Genomic DNA, 21,182 nt, shown 5'->3' on the forward strand with positions numbered 1-21,182 from the left:
GAGCGGTGGTTGGAGAGGCTCTTTGAGGTTTCGCAATTTTTCTTGTGAAGAACGGTTGACGGTCGAGCCTGACGGCTCTATCTTCCCGCCTCGCTTGTGAGTGACCGCCCGCCGCAGAGTTCTGCGGCGGGCGGCTGCTAACACAGCGTCCTTCGATTTCACCCTGATGGGGTGCGGATCGGAGAACTGATTTTTGACAATTTGGTTGTTTGGTAATTGGCATCAGTAATCTGCCGATCAGTTCCTTGAATTGGTCGGCGACTACAAAGTTCTTCGGAATAAGCGTGGCCAGTGTCGTCCATCGGGTTCCTTAAGCCTGGTGAAAATGGTGCTGGCCGATAGAAGCGAATCTGACAGGATTCTGTGCGAATACTGAATTGATTTGTTGTGGCATCGCACTGCGGTGTTGTGACGGATCATTCCAGTCATGTGATATCGTTATGGTGATTAGCATCAACGGCGAATTGCGATTCTTGGCGTTGGGTTGATTTGGCTTCGGCCGGGTTGACTTGAGTGTTGAGTTCGGGATTTCGTTGGCCAATCTACCAAGGGCACATGGGGGATGCCTTGGCATTAAGAGTGTGGGCGTGGAAGTCTGCGAAATGCCTGGGGGAGTTGACAAACAAGCGATGATCCCGGGATACCCAATCCAACCTGGTGAACTGAAACATCTAAGTAACCAGAGGAAGAGAAAGAAAAATCGATTCCGTCAGTAGCGGCGAGCGAAATCGGAATAGCCCAAACTCAGAGGGTTTCCCTCTGGGGGTTGTAGGACTCCAATATCGAATTGTGTGTTGTTAGTGGAAGGTTCAGGAAAGTTCCGCCACAGAGGGTGACAGTCCCGTACACGAAAATAAACACACATCGTAGGAGCACCTGAGTAGGTCCAGTCACGTGAAACCTGGACTGAACCCGCGGGGACCATCCCGCAAGGCTAAATACTCCTTAATGACCGATAGCTAACCAGTAGCGTGAGTGAATGGTGAGAAGAACCCCTGCAAGGGGAGGACAGTGAACCTGAAACCATGTGCCTACAAGCGGTCGGAGCCCGATTTGAACGGGTGACGGCGTGCCTTTTGCATAATGATCCGGCGAGTTGTGGTATGCGGCTTGGTTAAGTTCCTCCGGAACGAAGCCCAAGGGAAACCGAGTCTGAATAGGGCGAAATTGTCGTATGCTGCAGACGCGAAAGCTGTGTGATCTACCCATGGGCAGGTTGAAGCGTGGGTTAAACTGCGTGGAGGACCGAACCCACTTAGGTTGAAAACTGAGGGGATGACCTGTGGGGAGGACTGAAAGTGTAATCAAACCAGCAGATAGCTCGTTCTCTCCGAAATATCTTGAGGGATAGCGTCGAGCCACTATTTACCGGGGGTAGAGAGACTGAATCGGATGGGGGCCCTTCCCGGGGTACCCCACCGAACCAAACTCCGAATACCGGTAAAATTATCTCGGCAGTCAGTCCCTGGGGGATAAGCTCCAGGGTCGAGAGGGAAACAACCCAGATCGCCTGCTAAGGTCCCTAAGTAATACTTAGTCACTAAGGAAGTTGAAGTGCTGTGACAGCTGGGATGTTGGCTTAGAAGCAGCCACCATTTAAAAAGTGCGTAACAGCTTACCAGTCGAGCATTTCTGCGCCGATAATGAACGGGAGTAAGTATTACACCGAAGCAGCGGGCTCTAGTTTACTAGAGCGGTAGGAGAGCGTCGATGATCAGATACGAGCCATACGGTAACGAGTGGTGTCGGGGTCATCGAGTGATTATGCCGGAATGAGTAACGATAAAACAGGTGAGAATCCTGTTCGCCGAAAGCCTAAGGTTTCCTGGGGAAGGCAATTCCGCCCAGGGTTAGCCGGTACCTTAGTCGAGGCCGAAAGGCGTAGACGATGGATAGAAGGTCAACATTCCTTCGCCGGTTGTGTATTCGATGCAGGGACGGCGTCCAGAAAGTGAGCGGTACGAATAGAAATGTCCGTAGCGAAGGCCGAGTTGGCGGGGGTTAAATGACCCGCATAATACAAGGCATAGCTCGAGAGCACTTAAGTTCTCGAAGTCATTGGAAGGACGTCCAAGAAAAGCTGCTAGGTTAAGCAACTGACCGTACTAAAACTGACACAGGTAGGCGAGATGAGTATTCTAAGGCGCTCGGGAGAACGGTGGTTAAGGAACTCTGCAAAATGGCCCCGTAAGTTCGCGATAAGGGGCGCCTCCGATGGTTCACGCTGTTGGAGGCCACAGAAAATCGGCTGTAACGACTGTTTATCAAAAACACAGGTCTCTGCTAACACGCAAGTGGATGTATAGAGACTGACGCCTGCCCGGTGCTGGTAGGTTAAGGAAGACTGTTAGCGTAAGCGAAGCAGGCGACCGAAGCCCCAGTAAACGGCGGCCCTAACTATGAGGGTCCTAAGGTAGCGAAGTTCCTTGTCGGGTAAGTTCCGACCTGCATGAAAGGCGTAACGATTTCAGCACTGTCTCAACCACCGACCCGGTGAAATTGTAGTCGTGGTGAAGATGCCACGTACCCGCGGTTAGACGGAAAGACCCCGTGAACCTTTACTGTAGGCTGATATTGGGTTGAGATATGTCTTGTGTAGGATAGCTGGGAGGCTTTGAGCTCGGCACGCCAGTGTCGAAGGAGCCGTTGTTGAAATACCAGCCTGGTCATATTTTAATTCTAACTTTGATCTCGTGAATCCGAGCAAAGGACAATGTCAGTCGGGCAGTTTGACTGGGGCGGTCTCCTCCCAAAGAGTAACGGAGGAGTGCAAAGGTACACTCAGCCTGGTCGGCAATCAGGCGTAGAGCGTAAAGGTAGAAGTGTGCTTGACTGCGAGAGCCATCACTCGAGCAGGAACGAAAGTTGGCCTTAGTGATCCGGTAATCCCGAATGGAAGGGTTATCGCTCATCAGATAAAAGGTACTCCGGGGATAACAGGCTTATCGCATCCGAGCGTCCACAGCGGCGATGCGGTTTGGCACCTCGATGTCGGCTCATCACATCCTGGGGGTGTAGAAGCTCCCAAGGGTTTGGCTGTTCGCCAATGAAAGTGGTACGTGAGCTGGGTTCAGACCGTCGTGAGACAGGTCGGTCCCTATCTGCCGTGGGCGTTCGAAACTTGAAGAGATTCAACTTTAGTACGAGAGGATTTAGTTGGACGAAGCTCTGGTGTACCAGTTGTCGCGCTAGCGGCACGGCTGGATAGCTAACTTCGGAAAGGATAAACGCTGAAAGCATCTAAGCGTGAAGCCCGCTCTAAGATTAGGTTTCGTAGACAACTGTCGAAAGTCCCCTGGAAGACGACCAGGTTGATAGGCCGGATGTGTAAGCGCCGTAAGGTGTTCAGCTAACCGGTACTAACGGACGAAGGGTTGGCCATCGATATCCCGCACTCATGATTCTGTCATGCGTCGCTTCCGGATAACGCATTAGGCCGAACGAACTGTCAATTTACCAAACAACCGGCCGTGTGCTGGGCGAAATATCCCTCACACGGTCTTTTGGCGACCATATCGGAAAGGTCCCACCTGTTCCCATCCCGAACACAGCAGTTAAGCTTTCCGAGCCGATGATAGTGCCCACCAGCGTGAAAGTAGGTCTCGCCATTTTTTCATTTTAAAAACCCTTCGACGGATTCCGTCGAAGGGTTTTTTTGTGCGCCGATTGTTTTGTGCGCTGATTGTACGCCGGCCCTTCTGGGCCGGCGCCACCGCCGCAGGCGGTGCCCCGGGATGGCGGCGCTGCAATAGGACCGATAGGACTCATAGGTCGTATGCGTCCCATAGGTCCTATTCCCGTGGCCGGCGCCCTACGCGCGCCCGGTAAACCGGGCGGCGCCCGCCCGGAAGGGCCGGCGTACACCAACCGTACGCCGGTCCTTTCTGGCCGGCGTACAACAACCGTACGCCGGCCCTTCTGGGCCGGCGCCACCGCCGCAGGCGGTGCCCCGGGATGGCAGTGCTGGCGATAGGACCCATGGGACCGATAGGACTCATAGGTCGTATGCGTCCTATTGGTCCTTTTCCCGTGGCCAGCGTCCCTCGCGCGCGCCCGGTAAACCGGGCGGCGCCCGCCCGGAAGGGCCGGCGTACACCGACCGTACGCCGGCCCTTCTGGGCCGGCGCCACCGCCACAGGCGGTGCCCCGGGATGGCGGTGCTGAAATAGGACCGATGGGACCGATAGGACTCATAGGTCGTATGCGTCCCATGGGTCCTATTCCCGTGGCCAGCGTCCCTCGCGCGCGCCCGGTAAACCGGGCGGCGCCCGCCCGGAAGGGCCGGCGTACACCAACCGTACGCCGGTCCTTTCTGGCCGGCGTACAACAACCGTACGCCGGTCCTTCTGGGCCGGCGCCACCGCCGCAGGCGGTGCCCCGGGATGGCGGTGCTGGCAATAGGACCCATGGGACCGATAGGACTCATAGGTCGTATGCGTCCTATTGGTCCTATTTCCGTGGCCAGCGCCCTACGCGCGCCCGGTAAACCGGGCGGCGCCCGCCCGGAAGGGCCGGCGTACAACAACCGTACGCCGGCCCTTCTGGGCCGGCGCCACCGCCACAGGCGGTGCCCCGGGATGGCGGTGCTGAAATAGGACCGATGGGACCGATAGGACTCATAGGTCGTATGCGTCCCATGGGTCCTATTCCCGTGGCCAGCGTCCCTCGCGCGCGCCCGGTAAACCGGGCGGCGCCCGCCCGGAAGGGCCGGCGTACAACAACCGTACGCCGGCCCTTCTGGGCCGGCGCCAGCGGTGCAGGCGGTGCCCCGGGATGGCGGCGCTGCAATAGGACCTCTGGGACCGATAGGACTCATTGGTCGTATGCGGCCCATGGGTCCTATTCACCCTGGCCAGCGTCCCTCTCGCGCGCCCGGTAAACCGGGCGGCGCCCGCCCGGAAGGGCCGGCGTACACCAACCGTACGCCGGTCCTTTCTGGCCGGCGTACAACAACCGTACGCCGGTCCTTCTGGGCCGGCGTGCATCTTGCTGGCGGCGGCCGGCGCGGCAGAACCGGGGACTCGCGCGGGCCGCTTTACAGTGACCCGCCCCAGCCGAGTTTTTCTCTGAGCGTGCGGTAGTCGTTTTGGCCGGGGACGGAGAGCATTTCGAAGGTGCTGTCGGAACGCTGGACCTGGACACGGTCGCCCGGCAGCAGTTGGCTGAGGATGCGGCCGTCGACGACGACGCTGGTCGATGCGTTGGGCTCACTGACCGTCAATTCGAACACGGTGTCTGCCGAATCGACCAGCGGGCGGTACGTCAGTGTGTGGGGGCTGATCGGCGAAATCACGACGGCTTGCAAGTTGCGGCGCAAGATCGGACCGCCGGCGGACAGGTTGTGTGCGGTCGAACCGACCGGTGTCGCCAGGATCAGTCCATCGCAGCGGTAGCGTGTCGCCAGGTTTCCGTCGGCGAACAGATCGATTCCCAGAATCTGATACGGCGGTCCGCCGAGTACGGCGACCTCGTTCAAGACGAGTTGCTGGCAGATGGTTTCGCCGTCTCGAATCAGGCTGACCTCGAGCATCAGGTGGTCGATGACTTTGAACGCGCCACAACAAACGCGGGGCCAGACCTCTAGGAAATCGTCGGGCGAAAGCGCGGCGAGGAAGCCGAGGTTTCCGCAGTTGATCCCTAGCACCGGGATCTTCTTTCCGGCGAGCTGACGGGCGGTTTGCAGGATGGAGCCATCGCCGCCGAGGACGATCACCAAATCGATGTCGGGGTCATCGAATCCGTATTCGAAATGAAAGTCTTCGGCAACGATCTCGGCGTGTTGGGCGATCAGCGGACGCAAGCGGATTGCTTCGCTGCGGACTCGCTCGCGGTCCGGCGCGCCGATCATCGCAACGCGCGGGACGGCCCGGGCGCCGCTGGGCCAAGTTCGATGATTGGAGCGAGATTCTGCGGGGTTGAGCGTCATAGGTTGCCTAGCATAGCAGTGGTCGGAGTCCCGGTGGCGTAGGCTTTCAGACTGGCGCCCCGGAATCGACAGGCTGGAAGCCTCTGCCACTTTCAACCGGCTTGCTCAGGCGAAGGTTGACGTCGCCGGTGTGGCTTGCCGGCATCGCTCGGCGATCGCTTCGGGGCTGAGTCCGCACTGGTGCAGCAATTCGTTTCGATCCCCGTGTTCGACGAACGAATCGGGGAGGCCCAGGGTCTGGACGCCGCGTGTGTCCAGTCGTTGGGCGACGGCGGATTCCAGGAATGCGGATCCGAATCCCCCCATGACCGCGTTTTCTTCGACGGTCAGGACGAATTTTCCCGTCTCGATCGACTGTCTGACCATCTCTTCGTCGATCGGTTTGGCGAACCGCGCGTTGACGACGCAGATATCCAACTCGCCTTCGAGCATCTCGGCCGCGGCGAGTGCATTTTCCAGCATCGCGCCGAAGGCGACGATCGTTCCGTCTTCGCCGGGGCGAATGATTTCGCTTTTGCCGAGTTCGATTTCGGGGACCGGTTGGTCGCGTTGCAGTGCCGATGCTTTGGGGTAGCGGATGCTGCAGGGGTGGTTGTGATCGAGCGCGAAGCGAAGCATCATGCCCAGTTCTTCGGCGTATCCGGGGGCCATCACGACGATGTTGGGGAACAGCCGCATGTAGCCGACGTCATAGACGCCGTGGTGGGTCGGTCCGTCCGGTCCGGTCAATCCGGCTCGATCGAGCATGAACACGACCGGCAGGTCTTGCAGCGAGACCTCTTGGAAAATCTGGTCGTAGCTGCGTTGCAGAAATGTGCTGTAGATGTCGACGATCGGCCGCGCGCCGGCTTTGCACTGACCGGCGGCGAAGGCGACCGCGTGCGATTCACAGATGCCGACGTCGAAGAATTGCTTGGGGAATTTTTCGCGAACGGGTTCCAGTTTGTTGCCCTGGCACATCGCCGCGGTGATCACGGAGACCTTTTCGTCGGCGGCCATCGCTTGGCTGATCGCATCGCGGGCGTGCACGGTGAACGGGGGCAGGCCATCGCTGTGCCGGGGCACCGGTTTGCCGTCTCGGTCTTCGAACGCGGGCGGGGTGTGGAAGAACACCGGATCGGCGGCGGCGGGTTTGTAGCCATGGCCTTTTTCGGTGACCACGTGCAGCAGCACCGGGCCTTTCATTTCGCGGGCCATCGCCAAGTACTTGCGGACCAGCGCGATGTCATGTCCGTCGATCGGCCCGACGTAGCGAATGTTTAATTCTTCGAACAGCATGCCGCCGACCAAGCCGGCTTTGACGCCTTCCTTCAACTGGGCCAGAAACCGCTCGGCCGGATCGCCGAACATCGGGATCTGTTCCAGCAGTTTGCCGACTTCGCTTTTCAGGCCGGTGTAGTACGGATTGCTTCGCAGACGATCCAGGTACCCGGCGACGGCACCGACGCGGTGGCAAATCGACATTTTGTTGTCGTTGAGCACGATCGTCAGGTCGTCTTCCAGGTGGCCGGCGTTGTTGAGGGCTTCGAAGACGATGCCGCTGGGGAAGGCCCCGTCGCCGATCACCGCGACCGTGCGGCGGTCGGGTTGGTCGACCATTATATCACCGCTGCGTAATCCGACCGCGGTGCTGACGCTGCAGCCGGCATGGCCGGTCATGAACAAGTCGTACTCGCTTTCGTGCGGGTTCGGGTATCCCATCAGTCCGCCCTGTGTGCGAATCGAGGGGAAGCTGTGGTAGCGGCCGGTGACCAGTTTGTGCGGGTAGATTTGGTGGCCGGTGTCCCAGATCAGGCGATCGGTGCGGAAGTCGAATTCGCAGTGCAGCGCCAGACAGAGTTCGACGACGCCCAGGTTGGACGCGAAATGCGCCGTCCGGGTTGCCAGCAGATTGCAGAGCACGTCCCGGATTTCGTCGGCGGCCGACTCCAATTGCTGGGGCGAAAAATCACGCAGTCCCGTCGCGTCTTTCAAGCTTGCCAGCAGGGGGTGTTTTGGGTCGTTCAATTTGGCTTCCTTTTGAGATGTCGGTCGAGCGGGTCAATCCGTGCTGACCACATCAAGGTGATTGCTTGAAATCAGTGGGTGCGAGAGATCAGTGGGTGCGGGCGAGGACGTAATCCGCCAGACACTCTAACCGCCAAGCCGGCGGGCCCAAAACGGTCAGGTGCGATTTTGCGGATCGGATCAAGTCGCCGGCGAAGGATTGTGCGTTGGGGAGCCCCATGAGTCCGGGGTACGTCAGTTTTCCGCGATCGCTGTCTTTTCCGACGCGTTTTCCCAGGCTTGATTCGTCGGCGGTGTGGTCCAGCAGGTCGTCGACCACCTGAAATGCTAATCCGAGATCGGCCGCAAAGTCGGTCAGGGCCTGGGATTGTCGATCGCCGGCGCCGCACAGGACGGCTCCCAATTGAAGCGATGCGGTAAACAGGGCACCCGTTTTGCGGCGGTGAATCGATTCCAGGAACGCGAGTCCGGGGCATTGGTCTGGACTACGGGGGGGCATACCGCTCGGTTCATTGGGCTGCTCGGCAGCTGGCTGTCGGCCGGCCGATTCCAGTTCGGCGGCGACGTCGGCGGGCAGCTGGCCCGATTCGGCGGCCAGGTCGTCGGCTTGGCCACCGACGAGTTGTTCGGGGCCGGCGGCGTTCGCCAGCAGCGCGACGGCCAGGGCACGCCGCTGCAGATCGGCCACATTGCGGCACAGGTGTGCGATCGCCAGGGGCTGCAACGCGTCGCCGGCCAAAATTGCGGTGGCTTCGTCAAAGGCGATGTGGACAGTCGGCCGTCCGCGGCGGAGGTCGTCGTCGTCCATCGCGGGCAAATCATCGTGGATCAGCGAGTAGGCGTGGATCATTTCCACGGCGACCGCGCCGGGCATCGCCTCGTCAATCGCCCCGCCACAGGCTTCGGCGGCCATCAGGACCAGTGCCGGGCGGAGTCGTTTGCCGGGGGCCAGCACGGCATAGCGGATTGCATCGGCCAGCCGATCCGGGCAACCGCTGCCGAATTGGCACGCCGCCTGAAGTGCTTGTTCGATGGAGGGCAGAAGGTCACCGAGTGCTTGCTGGATTCCAGGCTCGGTTTGTTCTGCGTTGGTTGATTCGATCGGAGAGGCGGGCAAGGCTGACACTAGGGCGGAAAGGGGTGAACAGTAATTATCCCCACACTGTACAGCTTAAAAAAGCCCCTCGTTTTCGTCCACGTCGTTGACCGGCCCACGCGTCTTTCTGGCCGACTTTCGGCCGGAGGCGGAACGCCCGCTGCTAGCGGGGGTTGTGGTGCCCTCTCCGGTGTCCACCGGTTCGACCGACGCCGTCCCGTCTTCATCGACGCGGGTCAGCACCGCGATGCGTTTTTCCGCTTGCTGGAGGACTTGGTGGCAAAGCTTGATTTTTTCGATGCCCCGTTCGTACTGGACCAGCGATTCGGACAGTCCGAGCTCGCCGCCTTCGAGCATTTCGACGACGTTTTCGACTTCCGCCAGCGCCGATTCGAAATCCACTTGGGGTGCGGATTCGCTTTGGGAGGAGGTCGATTCACTCGATTTCTTTTTCGCCATGATTGCGCCGATCGCCGTGCTGATGTCGTTGAGAGAGGGGCGGTGGAGTGCCGCCTGTCTTGCCAATTCTCGCGATGTGGCGGCGTTTGTCGAGTTGTGTAGATCGCTGGCGCGCTCTGGATGAGCCGCCGGCTAGCCGAGGTGTTGATTTCATTAGCTGTGGGGCGGGCGGCCCAATGCAAAATGGACGCCACGATTGACCGCTGGACCCTCCCCTCGCTTCGCTCGACCCTCCCTGCCAGGGAGGGTGACCTTTAGAAAGCGTGTTCTTCAGGTTTCAATCAGCAACCGGGACGTCAATGCGTCGCGTTTTGGGGGTCACTCGATCCAGCCGCCTCCGAGGACACGGGGGCCGTGGTAGACGACGGCGGCTTGGCCGGGCGCGACGGCATCGACAGGGTGGTCAAAGTGAACGGTGAATCGTTCGGGCGTCGCCGGGTCGAACGCGACCGATGCCGGTTCGGGGGATCCGTTGTAGCGGATTTGAACCGACAGCCCGCCGGTTTCGGGTTCGGACGCGGCCAGGCGGCTGAGTGATTCTGGCGAGACCAACCAGTTGGCATCGGCGGCCGAAAGTTGCTCGCACGCCAGCGATTCCTTTTTGCCGAGCACGACTTGATTGGTATTGGGGTCGATCCGAATCACAAAGTGGGGGGTGCCCAGGGCGATTCCGAGGCCTTTTCGTTGGCCGACGGTAAACGCTTCATAGCCGTCGTGCGTGCCGACGACGCGGCCGTCGGTGGTGACAAAATCGCCGGCCGTGGTGCCGACCAGTTCAGGGCGACGCGCTTTGACAAAATCGCTGTGATGGCCTTGGGTTACAAAGCAGATCTCTTGGCTGTCGCGTTTCCCGGCGACGCCCAACTGGAGGCTTTCGGCGATCTTGCGGATTTCGGTTTTTTCGTAATCGCCGACCGGCAACAACATTCGCGGTAAACGGCTCTTGCCAATTCCGAACAGTGCGTAAGACTGATCTTTGTGGCCGTCCAATCCGCGGTGCAGCTGGCCGTCGATCATCCTGGCGTAGTGGCCGGTGGCGAGAAAGTCCGCTTCGACACCTGCGGCGTAGTCAAACAGGCGGCCGAACTTGATCCAATGATTGCATTTCACGCAAGGATTCGGAGTGCGTCCATTCAGGTAGTCATCGACAAAGTAATCGACGATGCGTCGAAAGTCGGCTTGCAGATCCAGGGCGTAAAAGGGGATGCCGAACTTAGCGGCGACGCGTTTGGCGTCGGCGGCATCGGTGGCGGTGCAGCAGCCCTGTTTGTGGTCGGCGCGCTCGGCCGCCAGGCCCCCCAGGACGGGCAGCGACGGGGCTGAAGTGTGGCCTGCCGGGGCGGTCGGATCCGCGCCGGGTTCCACCTTGCAGACTTCGCTGGACTCCTCGCCGTGCCGCATGAAGACGCCGATCACCTCGTGTCCGGCCTCGAGCAACAGATGTGCCGCCACACTCGAATCGACTCCCCCACTCATCGCCAGGACCACGCGTGCCATGTATAGTTTTCAACCTCTCTGGAAAGTCTTTTCAATGTCAAGTATTCGTCGTGATCGGCGAAAAGGATGTGATCACTGATGGACGCGGAATTGGTTCAGCGCAGTGAAAAAATCGAAAAACGCCTGAAACTGCTCGCCGAGTCCTTGAACCATCGCGGCAAGGCGGAGCAGATCAAAAAAATCGAAGCCAAGATGGGCCAACCGGACTTTTGGGACGACAACGAATCGGCTCAAAAAACGGTCGGCGAACTCAAGGCCCTGAAAGCCATTGTCGGCCCGATGAACGAATTGTCCAGCAGCGTCGAAGACTTGAGTGTCTTGATGGAGATGGCCGACGAGGACGAATCGGTCGCTGCCGAGGTCGGCGAGGAGCTCTCGCGACTGGAAAATATCCTGGACGATTTGGAGCTGAAAGCCCTGCTCAGCGGTCCCAACGACAGCGCCGGAGCGATTCTGACCATCAACGCGCGCGATGGCGGGACCGACGCCAATGACTGGGCGGACATCATGCTGCGGATGTACTCGGCTTGGGCGGTCAACCAAGACTACAAAATCCAACTGCTGGACCGACACGAAAACGAAGAAGCGGGGATCAACAGCGCCTCGATCGCCATCCGTGGGCCGATGGCCTATGGCTACCTGAAAGGCGAGGAGGGCATGCACCGTTTGGTTCGCATCAGCCCCTTCAATAGTGAAGGCAAGCGGCAAACCAGTTTTGCCGCCGTCAGCGTCGCGCCCGAAATCGATGATTCCATTGAGGTAGAAATCGAAGAGAAGGATGTTCGGACCGACACTTTTCGCGCCAGCGGTGCCGGCGGCCAGCACGTCAACAAAACCGACAGCGCCATTCGCCTGACCCACGTCCCCACCAACACGGTGGTGCAGTGCCAAAGCGAACGCAGCCAGCATCAGAACAAGGCCAACGCCTGGAAGATGCTCCGCGCCAAAATGGCCCGCTTGGAAGAGGAGCGTCGCGAAGCGGAAACGGCGGCCAAGTATGGCACCCAGGCCCGGACGGGATTTGGCAGCCAGATCCGCAACTACTTCCTGCACCCCGACCAGCGTGTCAAAGATGCCCGGACCGGGCACTACGTCGGCAACTTCAACAGCGTCATCGACGGTAGCGAGCTGCAAGGCTTCTTGGACGCCTTTTTGCGTTGGCGGGCCGGCGGCAAGACGGCGGTGACCGCGGATCAGGAGTAAGCGATCGCCCGCGCGCCATCAGCTTCATTACATACCCCCACCACCATGGTGTGGTTGTCATCATCAGATTGATGGCTTATTCGATGGCGGCAATGATTTGATCGATGTTCCCCGCTGAATTGGCTCGACAGGCTGTGCGAGCTGGCTATAACGGAAGTGCAGACATCGTCAGCAGGGAGAACAGATCGAATCGATGAGCGGATGATCACTTGTAAGTTGATGTGCATGGAGCAGCCCGCGACCAATGGTTGCCATGGCAAGGAGTTTCATGACGAGGTGATCAACCGCCCAGGCTTAGACTACGACAAACTGGAGCTTGGCTATCATGGACATGAATAGTCAAACCGAGCAAGCGAGTGACCTTGGCAGGTCTCGTGGCGCTGAAGCCGGCCGGCAACCGGTCAGGGGAGATGTTTCTGCGGAGGTTCACGGCGCGCCGCTGGCGGTGTCGGGTTCTCGCAAGATGTCGGTGGCGGTCGCGGCGTTCGAAGCATCGCATCAGTTGCGGCTTGTCATTCGCGGGACGATCGCGGTGTTGTGTGTCGCTGCGGTGTTCTTGTTTCTCTATTTTCCGGACCACTCGGGCGCGTCCACATTTCCGCTGCCGATGTTGGTGGTCGCCTTTGCCTTGCTCCGGTTCGTTGCCAAGCTGCTGCATCGATTCATTGACACCGGCGGCCCGTCGAGTCGGGGAAGGGGATCGCATTGGAGTGTCGCACTGGCGGCATCGGCATCGGACTATTTGCTCAAGGGTCTTATCGCGTTCGCGTTGGCCATCACGGTGGTCATCGGAGCGACCTATGAACTCCCGCTGCTTGGGATCGTCGCTGCGCTGACTCTGCTGGTGGCAACGTTGGTGAATCGACCGTGCCGTGGCTTGTTTCCCGACGCCTCGCTCGCCGAGCGGCGCGACCGCGTGAGACGCCAGACACGCGAGTCTTTGGCCTGCGCGGCGCTGGAGTCGCAGTACGTCCCGGCGGCTACCTTTGGGCGAGGCGAAATGCGCCGCGATGACGCGCATTGGCCGTCGTCAGCACGCGCCCCGATTCAAGACGTTTTCGAGGACGAGGACGAGGTCTACATTGAGTTCGATGAGATCGACGCCGACGACTCGTTTGAAGGAACCTCTCAAGACGAAACGTTTGCGGACGCTTCGGCAAAACTGCGGGTGATCGCCGAACGAGTCGGCTGACGCCCGACGGCGTGGTTTTTGGTTAGCGGCAGGGCGCGAGCCCTCCGGTCTTTCACGGTGGAACCGGACGGCTCGCGCCGTTCCGCTAACACCCTGCGTGCCCAGCGGATGACTGACGGCATGGTCACGCCGCCACGGCACCTTCCTGGAGCATCCGTTGCAAGCGGTCCAGTGCCGCGAACATCTCGTTCCATTGTCGGACGACGTCCATCGTGGAAAGCACCGGCGCGTCCTCGCGGTCAAAACCGAGTTCGCTGACGCGGACGATCTCGTCCATCACGCGAATCCCGCCGGTTGCCGCCGACTCGGTTTTTGATTCCGCCGATTTGCCGTCGGTGTCGTCGACCGGTAAGACCTGCTGCATGGCTTGATGGACCGCCCACAGTGCCGCTTTACGAGACGATTCGGCTTGGACGGTGGTGCGAAGCGTTCCTGATTGGACGAAGTACTTGGCCATGGTGGTGTCTCCCGGTCGGCGGTGTTGAAAATCGGCCGAAGAATCCGTCTCCCCCGGCTAAACACTTCATCGCCGACCGGGTGACACATTCGGTCCGAGGTCTCAGGGACCGCCTTTTTCAAGGTTCGCACAGTTCGCACAGATCGGTCAGCTGTGTGCGGAAAGGCACGTTTGACGGCGAGGCCGGTTCCGCGGGGGCACAGGTAACGCTGTGAAGCATTTTTTCCCTGTGTTTGTTTAGGTTTTAGCGGCAGGGCGCGAGCCCTCCGGTTCTTCCTCATGGCCAAAACACCGGAGGGCTCGCGCCCTACCGCTCAAAAAATGCTTCACAGCGTCGGGGCATAGGGTGTCTGGCTGGGTTTCCGGGGCCGAAGCGGTCGGGGCTGCTTTAATTGCGGCGCCATTGCTGCCGTCGTGCGGCGGGCCGGGCACGTTTTGGAGAGTGTGGTGACGATCAAGCGTTTCAGTTCAACGGGTGCGTGATTGCGACGATGCGGAATGCGTCGAAACGCTTCGTCGGTTGGGGGCACGGGATTTGCGGTGGAAGCAGCGCGGTCGATTCCACCATAGCCGGACCAGGTCTTTCAAATCGTTTGCACTATGTTTCCCATCAAAGAATCTCGCTTTCTCTCTGGTGACGTCAAACTGTTCCGTGTCGAAGCGCCGCGGATCGCCCGCAAGCGGCAGGCGGGGCAGTTTGTGATCGTTCGCATCCACGAGCACGGCGAGCGCATCCCGTTGACGATTGCCGATTCGGACGTGGAGCAGGGGACGATCACGATCATCGTGCAGGGTGTCGGCAAGACGACACGGCTGCTCAATCAGCTCGAAGCCGGCGACGCGATCTTGGACGTCGTCGGTCCCTTGGGCGAGCCGTCGGAGATCAAAAATTTCGGCACGGTCGTCGTCATCGGCGGCGGTGTGGGAACGGCCATCGCCTACCCGACGGCGGTCGCGATGAAACAAGCCGGCAACCACGTGATCACGATCGTCGGTGCCCGCAATCAGTCGTTGTTGATTTTGGAGGACGAGGTTCGCGCGACCAGCGACGAACTTTACCTGATGACCGACGACGGCAGCTACGGTGAACACGGCTTCGTCACACAGAAGCTGCAAGCGTTGATCGACCAGGGGCGAACGATCGATCACGTGTTGGCAATCGGTCCGATCCCGATGATGCGGGCGGTCGCCGAAGTCACTCGCCCGCATCAGATTTCGACCATCGTCAGTCTGAATCCGATCATGGTCGACGGCACCGGCATGTGCGGCGGCTGTCGGGTGTACGTCGGCAAGGAGTGCAAATTCGCGTGTGTCGACGGTCCAGAATTCGACGCGCATCAAGTCGATTTCACCAATCTGATCCAACGCAACAAAATGTATCGCGATCGCGAACAGGAGTCGTTGGAAGCATTCGAGGCCGATCCGACGCACGATCTGGAGGAAGCTCACCATTGTCAGATGGAGCAACGGTTTCCGGAAGTCGGTCCACGGACGGTTTGAAAGTCAAGGGTCACACGTCAGACCTCATCCACGCACCATACAGATTCTGATCCATGGTTGATAAACTTCCTCCCAAGCAACGCACCAAAATTCCTCGTCAGGCAATGCCCGAACAGGAGGCTTGCCAGCGTGCCCATAACTTTGACGAAGTCAACTTGGGTTTGACCGAAGCGATCGCGCAGCGAGAGTCGCAGCGCTGTCTGACCTGTGCCGATCCCAAATGCACGCATGGTTGCCCGGTGGGCGTGCAGATCCGTGAGGTCGTTGATTTGGTTCGCGAGGGCGAGTACCTGTCCGCAGCCGCCAAGCTGCGTGAGGACAACGTGTTGCCGGCGGTCACGGGCCGCGTTTGTCCGCAGGAGAACCAATGCGAAGGGGCATGCGTGTTGGCCCGGCGTTTCAATTCGCTGGCGATCGGGCACATCGAACGATTCGTCGCCGATTATGAACGCAAGACCGGACAGGTGGGGCTTCCCGAGCGGGCCCCGCTGACGGGCAAGAAAGTGGCGATCGTCGGCAGCGGGCCGGCGGGTTTGAGCTGCGCCGGCGACCTGTCCTTGAAGGGCCATGAGGTGACCGTGTTTGAGGCGCTTCACGAAATCGGCGGCGTGTTGATTTATGGCATTCCGGAGTTTCGCTTGCCCAAAGAAATCGTTCGGCAGGAAGTCGAGAACATGCGGGCGATGGGCATCGATTTTCAAACCAACGTCGTGATCGGCAAAACGGTCACCATCGACGAACTGTTCAACGAAGAAGGCTACGATGCGGTGTTCATCGCCACCGGGGCGGGGCTGCCAAAGTTCATGAACATCCCCGGTGAGCAGTTGGCCGGCGTCTACTCGGCGAATGAGTTTCTGACGCGTGTGAACCTGATGAAGGCGTACGATCCCGATCAATACGATTCACCGATTTACGATTGCCGCGGCCGCAACGTGGCGATCGTCGGCGGCGGGAATACCGCGATGGATTCCGTTCGGTCGGCGCTGCGGCTGGGCGCAAAGAACGCCTACATCATCTATCGCCGCAGCGAAGAAGAAATGCCGGCCCGCGGCGAGGAGGTGCATCATGCCAAGGACGAAGGCGTGCAGTTCATGAATCTGCACAACCCGCTGGAGTTTGTCGGCAACGAGGAAGGCAACTTGACCGGCGTCAAGCTGGTCAAGATGGAGCTCGGCGAAGCGGACGAATCGGGGCGTCGGCGACCGGTGCCGATCGAAGGTTCTGAATTTGTGATGCCGATCGACATGGCGGTCGTCGCCATCGGCACCGGGGCCAATCCGTTGGTGCAATCGACCACACCGGACATGGCGACCAACAAATGGGGCTACATCGTTGCCGATGAGGAGACGTCGCGGACCAACAAACGCGGCGTGTTTGCCGGCGGCGATATCGTCAGCGGCGCCGCCACGGTCATTTTGGCCATGGGCGCCGGTCGCGTCGCGGCGCGGTCGATGCACGAGTACCTGGAAACGGGACAGTGGTAGTCGTTTGGCACGCCGCGAGTACGATGGCCCTTCCGGGCCGTTGTCCGTTGGACTCGCGGCGACCTGGAAAGGACGTCGTGCAACATCAACTCGTTCCAAGGCTCCGCCTTGGAACGCAAGGTCGGTGTGGCTCTGCCACACGTCGATGGCCGGTAGGAGGCGGGAGCCTCCGTAAGCATTGTGTTCCCAGGCGGAGCCCGGGAACAAGGGAATAAGACCGGTCTTTCGAGTGCGATGGCCCTTCCGGGCCGTTGTCCGTTGGATTCCCGACGACGACCTGGAAAGGACGTCGTACAACATCAACTCGTTCCAAGGCTCCGCCTGGGAACGCAAGGTCGGTGTGGCTCTGCCACACGTCGATGCCGGTACGTCTGTAGATTGTCTCGTTGGGAACGGGTAAGATAAAGGCGGGCGTCACTTCACTGAGAACCGTCCAGCGGCTTGGATGCGGACTTTGTCGGTCTTGTTGTCGTTCCACGATCGGATGCCGAGTGCACTAACCAAACATGGACTATCTATTTGTCTTTCTGTTCGTGGTGTTGGGGATCGCGATGGTACTTGGCGGTATCTTTGCGTCCTACTTGTTGGCGCCGCGGAACCCGACGAAGGTCAAACAGTCACCGTATGAATGTGGCGAGGAAACCATCGGGTCCTCGTCGATCAATTTCAACGTCGCGTATTATTTGTTTGCGATTCTGTTTTTGGTGTTTGATGTTGAAGCGGCGTTTTTATTTCCCTGGGCCGTGGTGCTTCGCGAACTCGGACTGATCGGGCTGCTCGAGGTCGTGATGTTTGTGCTGGTGCTGATCGTCGGTCTCGCGTATGCCTGGAAGAAGGGGGTTCTGGAATGGGAGTCGTAACGGACAAGCTGCCCGGTGCACTGGAGAAGGTACCCGGCGGCAACGTCTTGGTGACCCGGTTTGACGAGATCATCAACTGGGCGCGTGCCAACAGCCTGTGGCCGTTGACGTTTGGCACCAGTTGCTGCGCGATCGAGATGTTGATGGCCACGGGGGGACCGCGACACGACTTGGCCCGATTCGGAGCCGAGGTCGCGCGGCCGTCGCCGCGTCAAGCTGATTTGTTGATTCTGGCGGGCACCATCGTCAAACGAATGGCTCCGCGGTTGCGGACGTTGTACGAACAGATGGCGGAGCCGAGGTACGTGATCGCGACGGGAGCCTGCACGATTTCCGGTGGCCCGTTCATCTATCATTCCTACACGACCGTGCGGGGCGCCGACGAGATCATTCCCGTCGATGTTTACGTTCCAGGTTGTCCCCCGCGCCCCGAACAATTGTTCCATGGCTTGTTGACGTTGCAGAAAATGATCAAAGAGGGCGAGACGATTCGCGAGCCCGGTGTGCGTCGCAAACCGGTCATCAGCGCGCTGCCCGAAGGGGTCACGTTGGAAGACATTCAGGGTCAGATGAAGGAGTTGCTCGTCAAGGAGAACGTGGTCGACGTTCAGCATGCCGTCGACAAACTCAAGTGGCCGAGCGGGTTGAACGAACGCAGTTCCGGCAAGAGCGACGCGAACGAAAGCGGGGCGGGTGATGGAACGTGAGGCCCTGCAAGCGGCGGTTTGTGAACTCGACTCGGCCGTCCGCCCGTTGGATGAAAACGCCGACCGTGCGGCGGTCATCGTCGAAGCGAGTGCGTTGCCCGCGATCATCCGCCGGCTCCGTGACGAGCCCGAATTTGCCTTCGCCCAATTACTCGATCACGTGGCGGTCGATTGGATCGACCGCGGACAGTTCGAGCTGATTTACCAGTTGTACTCGTTCAAGCACAAACATTTTCTTTCGGTCAGCGTGTTGGTCCCACGAGAGGATCCCCGCGTGCCGACGCTCTGTCGCGTGCACCCGGTCGCGGAGTGGCAGGAACGGGAAGTCTACGACCTGTTCGGCGTGTTGTACGAGGATCATCCGGATCTCAGAAGGCTGTTCCTGGAAGACGATTGGATCGGATTTCCGTTGCGCAAGGACTACCAAGACGACTTCATGCTCGATAGGCCAAGATGACCATAGAAGTTTCGTCACTGAAGGAACTCGTGGAGCAGGCCAGCGGCGACGACCGTTCGCCGGATACCCAAGAGTATTTCGTCAACATGGGCCCCCAGCACCCGTCGACCCACGGCGTGTTGCGGCTGGTGCTGAAGTTGGACGGCGAAAGGGTGCTTCGATGTATTCCCGTGCTCGGTTACATCCACCGCAGCATCGAGAAGATCTCCGAGCACATGAACTACATGAATTGTGTCCATTTGACCGACCGGATGGATTACCTGTCGTCGATCATGAACAACTGGGCGGTGTCCAAGGCGGTGGAAGAAGCGGCGGGGATCGAGGTCAATTCACGCATCCAGTACATCCGCACGATCTTCGCCGAGCTGGAACGGATTCAGAGCCATCAATTGTGGTGGGGCGTGTTGGGGATGGATCTGGGGGCGTTCACGCCGTTCCTGTACGGGATCCGCGATCGTGAGGTCCTCAACGACGTGATGGAAGAGACGGTCGGTGCCCGGCTGACGATGAACTATGTGCTGCCCGGCGGGTTGATGGCCGACATCCATCCGAATTTTGTCCACCGCGTCAAGGAATTTATCAAGTACTTTCGTCCCAAGCTGGATGAATACGATGACCTGTTGACCAACAACGTCATCATCCAAGAACGCCTTCGTAACGTCGGTGTCCTGTCGGCGCAGACGGCGGTCCAGTACGGGGCCACCGGGCCGGTGTTGCGCGGGTCGGGCGTCGCGTTCGACCTTCGAAAAGATCACCCCTACGGCGTCTACGACCAGGCGGACTTTGAGGTCCCCGTCGGCACGGTCGGCGACAGTTGGGACCGGTACTGGGTGCGGGTCGAGGAGATGCGCCAGTCGCTGAACATCGTCGAGCAGCTGCTCGACAACATTCCGCCGGGCGATTTTCTGGTCAAGAAACTGAATTCCAAGATCAAGATTCCGGAAGGACGCTACTATAGCCAACTGGAAACGGCACGCGGGATTTTGGGCGTGTTCATCGCGTCGGACAAGAAGGACGAACCGTATCGGATGCACTATCGTTCTCCGAACTTCAATAACCTGTGGTGCCTGGAACCCATGATCAAGGGCGACTACATCGCCTCGTTGATCGGGGCCATGTCGTCTCTGGATCTGGTCATCCCGGACATCGATCGATAAGGAGAATCCCATCGCCGTGGCAGACGCTTTGTTGAATCAGCTTTCGCTGACGCTGTCGGTTCCATCGAGCCAGGCGTTTGCCGCGCCGGCGATGTCGTTGGCCGACCGTGCCAGTCGGGCGCTAGAGTCCGGCGTTTGGGGTGCGGTGATGTACATCGTGATCGGGTTGGTCGCCGTGCTCACCGGCGTCTCGGTGTTGGGGTTGGTGATGAGCTACATCGAACGCAAGGTCGCCGGTCACTTTCAGTGTCGATTGGGGCCGATGCGGGTCGGTCCGCACGGCGTGCTGCAGTCGTTGGCCGATGGCATCAAGTTGTTGTTCAAGGAGGGCATTGAGCCGGGGCAGGGCGACAAGGTGATCTTCATCGGCGCACCGATCTTCAGCATCACGGCGACGATCTTGTTGTTGGCGATCGTTCCGCTGGCACCCGGAATCCAGGTCGTCGACATGAATGTCGGGGTGGTCTACATCGCGGCGGTCAGCGGTTTGGGCGTGATGGGGATTTTGATGGGCGGCTGGAGCAGCAACAACAAGTGGTCGCTGTTGGGGGCGATGCGAGCCGGCGCGCAGATGATTTCCTACGAGGTCTCGCTGACCATTGCGCTGTTGGTGGTGGTCCTGTTTTCGGGCACCTTGAAGGTTTCAGAAATCATTGAAAGCCAACAACAAGGATGGTGGATTTGGAGGGGCCATGGTGTCGCGATCGTCGCGTTTTGCCTGTACGTGATCGCGTCCACCGCGGAACTCAATCGGACGCCCTTCGATTTGCCCGAAGGCGAGAGCGAATTGACCGGCGGCTACCACACCGAGTACAGCGGATTGCGATTCTCGTTTTTCTTTCTCGCCGAATTCGCCAACCTGTTCGTTTTCTCGGCGCTGGCGGTGACCTTTTTCTTTGGCGGTTGGTTGCCGTTCCATGTCGGCAACTACGAAGGATTCAACGCCGTGATGGATCTGTTGCCTCCGGTGATCTCGCCGATGTTCTGGTTCGGCAGCAAATGCGCGTTGCTGATTTTTGTCTTGATGTGGTTTCGCTGGACCTTTCCGCGACTTCGAATGGATCAATTGATGCGTTTGGAGTGGAAGGTGCTGTTGCCGATCGGCTTTGTCAATCTGATCTTGGCGGCAACGGTGGTGCTGACCGGACTGTATTTTTTCCCCTCCGCGACATGAATGACG

General features: G+C 59.4%; 15 protein-coding genes and 2 rRNA genes. 11 read left to right on the forward strand and 6 right to left on the reverse strand.

Annotated features, from left to right (window positions below):
- Window positions 1-535 precede the first annotated feature (535 nt).
- Together Enr13x_RS10680 and rrf are read left to right on the forward strand one after the other, a co-directional pair.
- Window positions 536-3,382, forward strand: a 23S ribosomal RNA gene (locus tag Enr13x_RS10680).
- A gap of 120 nt (window positions 3,383-3,502) precedes the next feature.
- Window positions 3,503-3,611: ribosomal RNA gene (gene rrf / locus Enr13x_RS10685) — 5S ribosomal RNA — on the forward strand.
- Window positions 3,612-5,035: 1,424 nt separating this feature from the next.
- Here the strand turns inward: rrf and Enr13x_RS10690 are convergent.
- The 5 genes from Enr13x_RS10690 to mnmA form a co-directional block, all read right to left on the reverse strand.
- On the reverse strand, window positions 5,036-5,848 hold the full coding sequence (locus Enr13x_RS10690; RefSeq protein ID WP_231744402.1) for an NAD(+)/NADH kinase: 813 nt from the start codon (window positions 5,846-5,848) through the stop codon (window positions 5,036-5,038).
- Between the two features lie 183 nt (window positions 5,849-6,031).
- Window positions 6,032-7,933 (reverse strand): 1-deoxy-D-xylulose-5-phosphate synthase, encoded by a 1,902-nt coding sequence (gene dxs / locus Enr13x_RS10695; RefSeq protein ID WP_145386047.1) that lies wholly within the window; start codon window positions 7,931-7,933, stop codon window positions 6,032-6,034.
- 88 nt (window positions 7,934-8,021) lie between these two features.
- Window positions 8,022-9,050, reverse strand: coding sequence for a polyprenyl synthetase family protein (locus tag Enr13x_RS10700; protein ID WP_390621073.1), 1,029 nt, complete (start codon window positions 9,048-9,050; stop codon window positions 8,022-8,024).
- A 54-nt stretch (window positions 9,051-9,104) separates the two neighbouring features.
- Complete coding sequence (gene xseB, locus Enr13x_RS10705) at window positions 9,105-9,488, reverse strand: exodeoxyribonuclease VII small subunit (RefSeq protein WP_145386048.1); 384 nt, start codon at window positions 9,486-9,488, stop codon at window positions 9,105-9,107.
- A 318-nt stretch (window positions 9,489-9,806) separates the two neighbouring features.
- Window positions 9,807-10,985: a tRNA 2-thiouridine(34) synthase MnmA gene (gene mnmA, locus Enr13x_RS10710; protein WP_145386049.1), complete on the reverse strand. Its 1,179-nt coding sequence runs from the start codon at window positions 10,983-10,985 to the stop codon at window positions 9,807-9,809.
- Window positions 10,986-11,063: 78 nt separating this feature from the next.
- On the opposite strand from mnmA, the gene prfB reads away from it, so the two are divergent.
- Together prfB and Enr13x_RS10720 are read left to right on the forward strand one after the other, a co-directional pair.
- The gene (gene prfB, locus Enr13x_RS10715) at window positions 11,064-12,188 is read left to right on the forward strand and encodes a peptide chain release factor 2 (protein ID WP_145386050.1); all 1,125 of its coding nucleotides are present in this window, start codon (window positions 11,064-11,066) and stop codon (window positions 12,186-12,188) included.
- Between the two features lie 325 nt (window positions 12,189-12,513).
- Window positions 12,514-13,380, forward strand: coding sequence for a hypothetical protein (locus tag Enr13x_RS10720; protein WP_145386051.1), 867 nt, complete (start codon window positions 12,514-12,516; stop codon window positions 13,378-13,380).
- A 124-nt stretch (window positions 13,381-13,504) separates the two neighbouring features.
- On the opposite strand, the gene Enr13x_RS10725 is transcribed toward Enr13x_RS10720, so the two are convergent.
- Window positions 13,505-13,837 (reverse strand): hypothetical protein, encoded by a 333-nt coding sequence (locus Enr13x_RS10725; RefSeq protein WP_145386052.1) that lies wholly within the window; start codon window positions 13,835-13,837, stop codon window positions 13,505-13,507.
- 600 nt (window positions 13,838-14,437) lie between these two features.
- Here Enr13x_RS10725 and Enr13x_RS10730 point away from each other — a divergent pair.
- From Enr13x_RS10730 to nuoH, 7 genes are all read left to right on the forward strand, one after another.
- Window positions 14,438-15,337, forward strand: coding sequence for a sulfide/dihydroorotate dehydrogenase-like FAD/NAD-binding protein (locus Enr13x_RS10730; protein ID WP_145386053.1), 900 nt, complete (start codon window positions 14,438-14,440; stop codon window positions 15,335-15,337).
- A 53-nt stretch (window positions 15,338-15,390) separates the two neighbouring features.
- Entirely contained in the window at window positions 15,391-16,821 is a 1,431-nt protein-coding gene (gltA, locus tag Enr13x_RS10735; protein WP_145386054.1) for an NADPH-dependent glutamate synthase, read from the forward strand.
- A gap of 506 nt (window positions 16,822-17,327) precedes the next feature.
- Window positions 17,328-17,681 carry an NADH-quinone oxidoreductase subunit A gene (locus tag Enr13x_RS10740; protein WP_145386055.1) on the forward strand — a complete coding sequence of 118 codons (354 nt, stop codon included), beginning with the start codon at window positions 17,328-17,330 and terminating at the stop codon, window positions 17,679-17,681.
- A complete protein-coding gene (nuoB, locus tag Enr13x_RS10745) occupies window positions 17,669-18,388 on the forward strand; it encodes an NADH-quinone oxidoreductase subunit B (RefSeq protein ID WP_145386056.1) in 720 nt (239 codons plus the stop codon). Before Enr13x_RS10740 ends, nuoB begins: the two co-directional genes overlap by 13 nt.
- Complete coding sequence (locus tag Enr13x_RS10750; protein ID WP_145386057.1) at window positions 18,378-18,845, forward strand: NADH-quinone oxidoreductase subunit C; 468 nt, start codon at window positions 18,378-18,380, stop codon at window positions 18,843-18,845. The genes nuoB and Enr13x_RS10750 overlap by 11 nt, the downstream gene beginning before the upstream one ends.
- Window positions 18,842-20,002, forward strand: coding sequence for an NADH-quinone oxidoreductase subunit D (locus tag Enr13x_RS10755; protein ID WP_145386058.1), 1,161 nt, complete (start codon window positions 18,842-18,844; stop codon window positions 20,000-20,002). Before Enr13x_RS10750 ends, Enr13x_RS10755 begins: the two co-directional genes overlap by 4 nt.
- A 16-nt stretch (window positions 20,003-20,018) precedes the next feature.
- The gene (nuoH, locus tag Enr13x_RS10760; protein WP_197455939.1) at window positions 20,019-21,176 is read left to right on the forward strand and encodes an NADH-quinone oxidoreductase subunit NuoH; all 1,158 of its coding nucleotides are present in this window, start codon (window positions 20,019-20,021) and stop codon (window positions 21,174-21,176) included.
- Window positions 21,177-21,182: the final 6 nt, after the last annotated feature.

Source organism: Stieleria neptunia (assembly GCF_007754155.1).
GTDB classification, from domain to species: Bacteria; Planctomycetota; Planctomycetia; order Pirellulales; family Pirellulaceae; genus Stieleria; species Stieleria neptunia.